8 protein-coding genes and 1 riboswitch are annotated in these 8,819 nt (G+C 37.0%); of the genes, 2 read left to right on the top strand and 6 right to left on the bottom strand.

Annotated features, from left to right (window positions below; all coding sequences use genetic code 11):
• Both ABIL69_00775 and ABIL69_00770 read left to right on the top strand, forming a co-directional pair.
• Positions 1-1,318 (top strand): DUF5916 domain-containing protein (locus tag ABIL69_00775; protein MEO0122524.1); only part of this gene is annotated, 1,318 nt, incomplete at its 5' end.
• A gap of 174 nt (positions 1,319-1,492) precedes the next feature.
• Positions 1,493-1,756, top strand: coding sequence for a T9SS type A sorting domain-containing protein (locus ABIL69_00770; protein MEO0122523.1), 264 nt, complete (start codon positions 1,493-1,495; stop codon positions 1,754-1,756).
• 374 nt (positions 1,757-2,130) lie between these two features.
• Here ABIL69_00770 and ABIL69_00765 read toward each other — a convergent pair whose 3' ends face one another.
• From ABIL69_00765 to trpA, 6 genes are all read right to left on the bottom strand, one after another.
• Positions 2,131-3,117: a hypothetical protein gene (locus ABIL69_00765; protein MEO0122522.1), complete on the bottom strand. Its 987-nt coding sequence runs from the start codon at positions 3,115-3,117 to the stop codon at positions 2,131-2,133.
• Positions 3,118-3,128: 11 nt separating this feature from the next.
• Entirely contained in the window at positions 3,129-4,832 is a 1,704-nt protein-coding gene (locus tag ABIL69_00760; protein ID MEO0122521.1) for a hypothetical protein, read from the bottom strand.
• 24 nt (positions 4,833-4,856) lie between these two features.
• Positions 4,857-5,045: riboswitch (cobalamin riboswitch) on the bottom strand.
• Between the two features lie 18 nt (positions 5,046-5,063).
• A complete protein-coding gene (locus tag ABIL69_00755; protein ID MEO0122520.1) occupies positions 5,064-6,665 on the bottom strand; it encodes an AarF/ABC1/UbiB kinase family protein in 1,602 nt (533 codons plus the stop codon).
• Positions 6,666-6,677: 12 nt separating this feature from the next.
• On the bottom strand, positions 6,678-6,965 hold the full coding sequence (locus ABIL69_00750) for a hypothetical protein (protein MEO0122519.1): 288 nt from the start codon (positions 6,963-6,965) through the stop codon (positions 6,678-6,680).
• 53 nt (positions 6,966-7,018) lie between these two features.
• Positions 7,019-8,029, bottom strand: a complete 1,011-nt coding sequence (aroF, locus tag ABIL69_00745; GenBank protein MEO0122518.1) for a 3-deoxy-7-phosphoheptulonate synthase — start codon at positions 8,027-8,029, stop codon at positions 7,019-7,021.
• Between the two features lie 52 nt (positions 8,030-8,081).
• Entirely contained in the window at positions 8,082-8,792 is a 711-nt protein-coding gene (gene trpA / locus ABIL69_00740; GenBank protein ID MEO0122517.1) for a tryptophan synthase subunit alpha, read from the bottom strand.
• Positions 8,793-8,819 lie beyond the last annotated feature (27 nt).

Below are 8,819 nucleotides of genomic sequence, written 5' to 3'. Positions count from 1 at the left end.
GATTGAATCCGACCCATTTATTCTGAATCTATCAAGGTATGAGACATATTTGAGCGAGCGGAGGCCTTTTTTCATTGAGGGTTCAGAGATATTCAGGATGTCGGATTTTGGTGAAGGTAAAGGGTTCTTCTCGCCTTTGAGAATCTTTTATTCCCGAAGGATTGGTAAATCTGTTGATGGTGAAGTTGTACCGATAATTGGTGGCTTAAAATTGACCAGTAAATCAGAGAAACTAAACTATGGCCTATTTGGTGCCTATACCGATGAGGTTAGAGATAACAATATAGTCATTGAGCCGAGGCGTGGGTTTGGTGTGTTTCGTGGAAAATATAAGGTCTTAGAGAATTCGGATATGGGGATATTATTCAGTGGGACAGCGGTGAATAGTGATACATACAATTATGCGATTGGTGTTGATGGGGTATATCGGTCAGGACCGAGTCAACTTATCATTCAGAGTGCGTTTAGTGACAAAAATAATAAAAGGGGATTTGGATTTACATCTGGTTTTATGGGATTTATAAAGAATTTTCTTACGCTCTCTGGTATCCAAGTGATTGGGGATTCATTTGATGTTCGGGATATTGGCTATGTTCCTTGGGCAGGAATGAAGAAGATTATGTTGTTTACCGGACCATATAAAACATATCAAAAAGGGTTTTTAAGCAATCTCTGGACTTCTTTTGGTGGCATTGTTATTCAGGAACCTGGGAATACCAAATGGTCAAAAGTGGGATTCTTCTGTTTTAATCCCAATTTCAGGAATAACTGGGGTGGTAATATAGAACTTGAGGCAGGTCCATATTGTGAGGCAGATACAAACTTTTTGTTTCGCTGTGCGAATCTATCTATTTGGGGAAATGGATCAAAGTATAGTATCTGGGGTGGTGCTAAAATTAACTACTCTTATAACTACTATCGCCGATTTCTTGCGTATCAGGCAGACACCTATCATGGTTTTTACTGGACGATTATACCGAGGCTTTCAATGAATTTTGATTCCTATTTCTGGTTTGAATGGGATACTTTAGATGTAATCATCACCATTTGGCCTTCAGCAACACCGAGGATAGATTTTACAATCACGCCAACGATTACCTTTGGAATCTTCAATGAATTTGTCTTTAATACACCAGGAGCGGATTTTAACAAAACCGAATATTTATCCAACCGTTTTGGCTTTTTATTCTCTTACAACTTCAAGCCCAAGAGCTGGGTTTACATTGCCTTAAATGATTACCGGGAAAATCAAGGGCGAGGACTACAACTTCAAAATCAGGTCGGGGCAATAAAGGCGAAGTATCTCCTCTATTTCTAATTGGGTAATTAAGGGGTATGAAGGGTTATGAGTGGTAGAATAGTGAAAAGTTTAAGGTGAAAGGTATAGTAGGAAACACGGATAGGGCACTTCAAGGCAATTGAGGGCAAGAGAGGGCAATACAAGGCACAAAAGGCAATAAGGCGATTGAGGCGAAAAGGGATTCAAAAGTTAGTGTTTCTCAAGCAGACTGAAAAATACCGAGGAATTTATAATAATTGGATATGCACTGCTAAAGCAGGAATAGTCAATCTCTCAATATATGATGCAATAGGCAGATTGGTTAAACAATGGAATGATAAGACAAGCGGGCAATCCAACCACATTACTCAGCAGGGCACTGATGAACAGAGAGGGGAAATCTCCAACGGAATTTGTTTTGTAAGGCTTGAAACTGGGGGTAAGAAGATTAATCAGAAAGTCATTTTGGCTAAATAAAGAAATTTTGATTCGCAATAAATTCAATGGGGGTCGGTTTACGCCGACCCCTTGTGCCAGATTTGTGCCATTTTTGTGCCAAAATGTATGGTAATAGACAGAATTCCCCAAAAATGGACAGAATTGTGCAAATCAAGGACTGGCCTATGTTTGTGCGATTTCTGACGGAATTTCAGAGGTATTAAAAAGGGGTGGAATTGGAGCCGGAGTCCGCCGTTCTATCCAATTGAACTACGGGCGCATAAGATATTATATAAATTTTATTAAAATAGTCAATCTATCCTAATGGGGTAATATCTTAACCCTTAACCATTTTTCACTCAGGCACTTAGGTCTCTTCGTTTATTTATGCCCCAGCCAGGGATATCAACATTTTAATCCTTTACTCTGACAAAACTTGCACCAGTTGCATTTCCCAAGGGAATTCTCTTTGTTATAACACCATTTTCTATAACAATAAGATTATTATTCTGACCAGTCCAATCTCCCTGAACCACGAATATCCTTCCATCCTCATCAACATCACAGCCCATAAATCCGCCCAGAGTATCAAGTGAAATTTTATTGACCTGTTTGTTTTTTAAATCCACGACCTTTAAAGAATCGGACCAACCCACAACATATGCCTTACTGTTTTTTACCACAAAATACCCTGGTGAACCGCCGATATCAATGGAATCCTTCAATTGCCGATCCTGAACGATGTATAACCTGCCCGCCTGGGTCATTCCATAATCACCGGTGGAGAGGACAACAATCTCATTACCGTTATTCTGCACCCACTGGGCATTCTTGCCAACCCTTATACTATCTATTACATTCCTATTCTCAATCACATAAAGATATGCATCACCATACACAGGATATCCCGCAGTATCATAAGAAACATTTGCACAAGCAACATAGATCCTACTACTATCACTTATTATTCCTTCTGGTGAGCGACCCACATTCAAAGAATCAGTGATTGTTCCATTTTCATTAAGGATGTACACCTTATTAAAAAGATACGAAGTTATATACATTTCATTTTCTAACAGGGCAACGGCATAAGGATTTGAACCTTGAGGAAGCGGATAAGTGGCAATCAATTCGTTATTTTCAATTTTGAAAACTTGAATACTCGGTGTGCCACCAAAGCCGGAGTTTACAATATAACCCCGTTCATCAGAGAAAAGAAGGTAGTTCGGAGTAGTTCCGGTTAAAATGACCCCGGTATAAAGAGAATCTTCTTTGGGGTCGTATATATCAACACCCTTTATATTCTGAAGAAGAATATAAACATCTCCTTTCCCTGTTTCTTTATGTGCACACGCCAAAAAGTAAAGAAAGGTAAACAAAATAATGTAGTATCTTTTCATATTTTCTCCTTTCACCAATTTATCTTAAGGGTTATTTCGTAATGTCTTCCTGGCTGGGGGTACCCTTCAACAAATTGGTAATTTTTGTTAACAATATTTTTAATTCTGAGATCCAATGCTAAAAGGAGATTCATTACCTTTCGGGTCAAATGGTAACCTGTGTTTATAAGGTAAATATCTTCTAAGAACAAAACACCAGATGCATTTGCTGGCCTTTTTAACAAAAACACGAAATCGCTAAAAAATCCCCATTTTTCAATATTAAAAATAATGTTATGGTTTGGTCGGTAAGGCAGTACGCCTTCATCAATTCTGGCAAACAAAAAGCTATAACCAAAAGATGTTTTCAATGGATGTATAAATGAAACACTAAAATCTGTGCCCCATGCACGGAACTTGGCTGAATTGAACGGTCGCCATTTTCCATCATAGTCAGGCATCCAAACGATTATATCTCTGCCCAATTTAATAAATCCTCCACATTTAAAATAGTATGATGAAAGTCTCCGTAATCCAGATTCAATTGTAATTTCAGTCTCGTTTTTTAAATCAGGATTACCTTCAGAAAAATTATCTTCGGGCCAATAGAGTTCATTCATCGTTGGATATCTGTAACCAATTGAAATATTATGATATGTCCCGAGGTTATTCTTAAAGAAAAATGAAAATGGTAATACTATGCTCATTCCATAAGATTTGTCATTTGCGACTGCGATTTTTGCTGAAGGCAGAATGGATATAAATTTGATATTTGTTCTCTGAAGGTAATTTATCCCCGCAATAGTTCTTGAGTGCTGTCCGATTTTTGTCGATGATGTCTGTTCTTGTGTTAAGTAAAATCCCCAATCTCGCTCTCCTGTTTTAAAAGAACAATCCAATCCTTCAAAAAAACTTTTGTGTTGGTCGTTGCCAAAGATAGTATCTTCATAATTAAGAGCGTAAAAATTTCCATAACTACCGATTCTTAAAGTCTTTGTGTCATAGAAAATTGAGCCGACGATAGAACCTTCGTTTTTATGAGGCAGTCCTGCAATACTTCCCAATTTTTCGGGGACATCAGCGTCACGAAATGTGGAAAAGAGATTAATTCTAACAGGCGAATTTGATATAAGATAACCTGCACAATGGCAGTATTGGGCATTATCTCGGTAATAGAGATTATTAAATTCATCCTTGAATGGATATCTATTCTTGTTTTTTTCAATGTAAAATCCACCTGCCATTGAGTAGCAACCAAAGATACTACCAAATGCGATTTTTCCAAAACTTCCATTTTTTAGAAATGCACTCTTTTCTTTATCTTTTATATAAAGAGCCGCCGTATTTCCAAGATTCCCGGAGAGATGCAAACCAGCAAGACTGATATTGGTGATATAACCTTCTTCTATAAAATAAGAAGGAATTAGTGAGATATCAAAATCTCCTGACTGGACTGAGTTCAGCGGTATATCATTGAGAGAGACTGTGGTAGATTTACTATTTGGTCCTTTTATAGAGATAGTGGAAAGATTGCCATAGTCAAGCAAAGAGATACCTGGAATTTTTGTCAGTTGTTCGGAAAGCGAAGTCACATCCTTAGGAAGAAGTTCAACATTGAAAGGAGTATGTAATATGTCTAATTTATAACGCGAGGCAGTAATGTATAATGGTTCTAACTCATAGGTTGAGTCCCCAACAAAGAATATAGATGAAATTAAAAATATCAGGGAAATCAAAAGGTACCTCCTTTCGTCCGAAGGACTTCCCTATTTACTGGGGATAGGTCTCCTGGCTTCCCCACTCTTTTAGCAGCCTTCCCACCCAAAAGGGCAGTGGCTTTTAAATGCTAAAAGAGTCCCTTTTCTTTTGGAAAAGGTTGGGGTTACAGTAGCGGCGACTGCGGCCGATTTTCACGGCACTTCCCTTACATCCCTCAGCAGACGATTATATTTAAAAAAGGAAAAGTGTCAATATGAAATAAAAGAATTCAATAACTGTATCATAAATATGAGAAAGGCAACGACAATTCCAGCAATACCAGCAATTTTTGCTACAGGATGGTTTATCACCATTATTATAAACATCGAAATAAACATTATTCCGAAACCACTAAGATACCAGTGCAAATACCTTTCGGGTTTTTTATCATTTTCTTTTTTATCAATCCTTTTTATGGTTTCAAATAAATTGTTTATATTCTCAGGTAAGTCAAATATTGCATTTATCATATCTTCAAACCATTTTTTACTTTTATTAATCATTAAATCGAATGATACCCTACCAAGACGGTGCCTGTGTGCAAAATTTCTTGCAAAATTTATGATATCAAAATCTTCATCAAGTTCCCTGCCGATTGATTCAAGCTGGGATAAAGATTTTCCTAAATAAAGCAAGTCCTGTGGAATAATGATTTGATACCTTCTAATGACCCGATTTATATCAGTTATAAAGTCTTTTATTGAAATATGTTTTATTGACCTCCCTTCAAACTTATCAAGTATATAAAGAATATCTTCCTGAAACATATTCACATCTACATTTTTATTTACAATTCCCATCTTTAATATCACCCGTGCAACCTGATAAGCATCACGATTGACTACACCAATGACAAGAGCTACAAGTTTTTCTTTCAATTGTGGTGTTATTCTACCAACCATTCCAAAATCAATCGGTACTATTACATTGTCTTTTAACACAAAGATATTCCCCGGGTGGGGATCCGCATGGAAAAATCCATCTATGAGAACTTGTTTAAGAAAGATATCAGCACCATTTTCAGCAATGATTCTGGGATCTATCCCATTTTCTTTTATTCTTTTAAGGTCGGTTATTTTTATTCCATCAATGTATTCTTGAATCAAAACTTTTGAGGTAGAGATTTCTTTAAAAACTTTAGGGATTTTTATCCTCGGATCTTTTGAAAAATTTTCGCTGAACTTCTCGGCATTTGCCACTTCATTCAAAAAATCAATTTCCTTAAATATAGTTCGTGCAAATGCATCAATCATTTCCTTAGGATTTCTTTCTTTTACTCCGGGAATATTTATTTCCGCAATTGTTATAATTCTTTTAAGCATATCAATATCCAGTTCTATTATCTTTTCAATATTAGGTCGGCGCACCTTAACAATAACGGGAATATCTTTATATTTAGCAAAATATACCTGGGCAATAGATGCAGACCCTATCGGATTTTTATTGAACTCTGTAAACACCTCATTAATCGGTCCAATTTCATTCTCTATTACACCTTTCATTATGGAAAATGGTTCTGGTTTGACCTGATCCTGTAAAAGACTGAGTACCTCAGTCAGTTCTTCAGAAAAAATATCGGTTCTTGTAGACGCAATCTGTCCGAGTTTTATAAAAGTTGGACCGAGTTCCTCACAGACGAGTTTTATGCGTTCAGGTATAGGACGGATTGAAATCTTACTTTTCTTAATTCCCAGACGGGCAAGAAGGTATGCGGGATGAATTGTCTTTACATATTCACCAAATCCATATTTTAAGAGTGTGTGGGTAATTTGGAAATAGCGGTTAAACCGCCTGAATGGATTGATGAACATTTATTATGAATTTTACTCAACAACAGATTTTTGTTTTAAAATCTTTTCAATTTTTTTACTCAATTCAGAGAGTTCTTTCTGTGTAGCAATATTCAACCTCTGCATTACTTTCTGCCCTATCTGTTCCATTCTATCGGAAATCATTTCTATCCTCTGCCACCGTTTTTGGATCACAGGGATTTCATCCCTGAATTTCTCACCTTCATCCTTTAATGTTTCATACACCTTTTTAAATTTTTTCCTCCCTACGGCGGCGATACCCAATCCAACCAATATTGAATTTTTAATAATTTCCTGCATAGCCACTCCTTTCATTAAATTATATAAGAAAAATGCACAGCTGTCAAGGTCTATTAAATTCTGTTGATTGCATTTGCAATCGTTTTTATTTCATTCATTAAAATCTCAAACCCTTTTATTGTTAAAGATTGCGGGCCATCAGAAAGTGCCCTTTCAGGATTGTTGTGAACTTCAACTATGATTCCATCTGCACCTGCAGCAATCGCCGCCCTTGAAAGTGGCAATACCATATCTCTTTTTCCTGACGCATGGCTTGGGTCCACAATAACAGGCAGATGTGATATTTTCTTGAGTTCAGGAATACTACTAATATCAAGCGTAAATCTTGTAAAATCACTGAAAGTCCTTATCCCCCGTTCGCAGAGAATAACATTATAATTCCCTTCAGACATAATATATTCTGCGGCAAGTAGAAATTCCTGGATTGTTGAAGCCATCCCCCTTTTTAATAATATTGGTTTTTTACTTTTACCCGCCCTTTTTAGCAGGGCATAATTCTGCATATTCCTTGCTCCGATTTGAATTACATCAACATATTCTTCAACAAGCGAAAACATTTCTGTATCAACTACCTCAGATACGACTGGCAGTTTGTTTTCTTTACCTGCCCGAGCAAGTATCTTCAGCCCTTCTTCACCCAGTCCCTGGAATGAGTATGGGGATGTCCTCGGTTTGAATGCCCCACCCCGTAGCATATCAGCACCGATTGACTTCACTGCCCTGGCAATATTAATCATCTGCCTTTCAGACTCCACAGCACAGGGACCAGCAATGATTACTGCCTTTTTACCACCAATCACCACATTACCAATCTTTATTTTTGTATCATCGGGCTTCATTTCTCTGCCGGTCAATTTATAAGGTTGTGTAACATGAATGATATTTATTACACCCTCCAGATTTTCTATCCTTCTTGTATCAACCATTTCTTTATTACCGGTTATGCCGATTGCTACACGCTGGGCACCTTTTATTGGGTGGGGTGTTAGTCCCATTTCCTTTATTAGTTTACAAACTTTTCGTATCTGTCTTTGTGTTGCATCTTTATGCATAACAACGAGCATAAAACCTCCTTTACATAGATTATTCAAAGGTCACAAATATCAAAATATAAATTCATCTAATTGTGGACCTTTTAAAACTTTTCAACAATGCGTTCATATCCTCACGGTTTTTAATTGCCTCAATTATCCGACTGCCTATTACCACGCCGTCTGCAAATCTACACAGTTCTTTTATTTGACTTGCTCTTGATATTCCAAATCCTACAACCACGGGTTTATCCACCATTGATTTCACCCTCTGAATAAATAATGGAAGTGTATCAGGCAGACTTTTTTTCATCCCTGTTGTACCGGTTATAGATACGCAATAGACAAAGCCATCAGAAATTTTACCAATCAAATTTATTCTATCCTTATTTGATGTAGGTGCAATTAGTTGAATCAGATCAATTGAGTATTTATGAGCATATTTTTTTAATAATCCCGTCTCTTCAACCACAAGGTCCGGCACAATCACACCTGAAATACCGATCTTACTGCTTTCCATAAAGAATCTATCAATACCGAAAGAGAGCAATGGATTCAAATAGGACATAATCACAAGGGGTTTATCAATCCTTATCTTTGCAAGTGCGCCAAATATAGAAAATAAATTTGTCCCTTTTTCCAGGGCAATTTGTGAAGCATGTTGTATCACTTTACCATCTGCAATCGGATCTGAAAAAGGAATACCGATTTCAATTATATCAGCATATTTCCCAATTGTCTGAATGTATCTCATTGATTTTTCAAGTGTGGGATATCCAGCAGTTAGATATGCGATGAGCGCTGCTTCGTTATTTTCTTCAAG

Source organism: candidate division WOR-3 bacterium, assembly GCA_039802005.1.
Classification (GTDB): domain Bacteria; phylum Hydrothermota; class Tepidihabitantia; order SM23-42; family JAOAFX01; genus JAOAFX01.
This window is presented reverse-complemented; position numbering and strand designations above follow the sequence as displayed.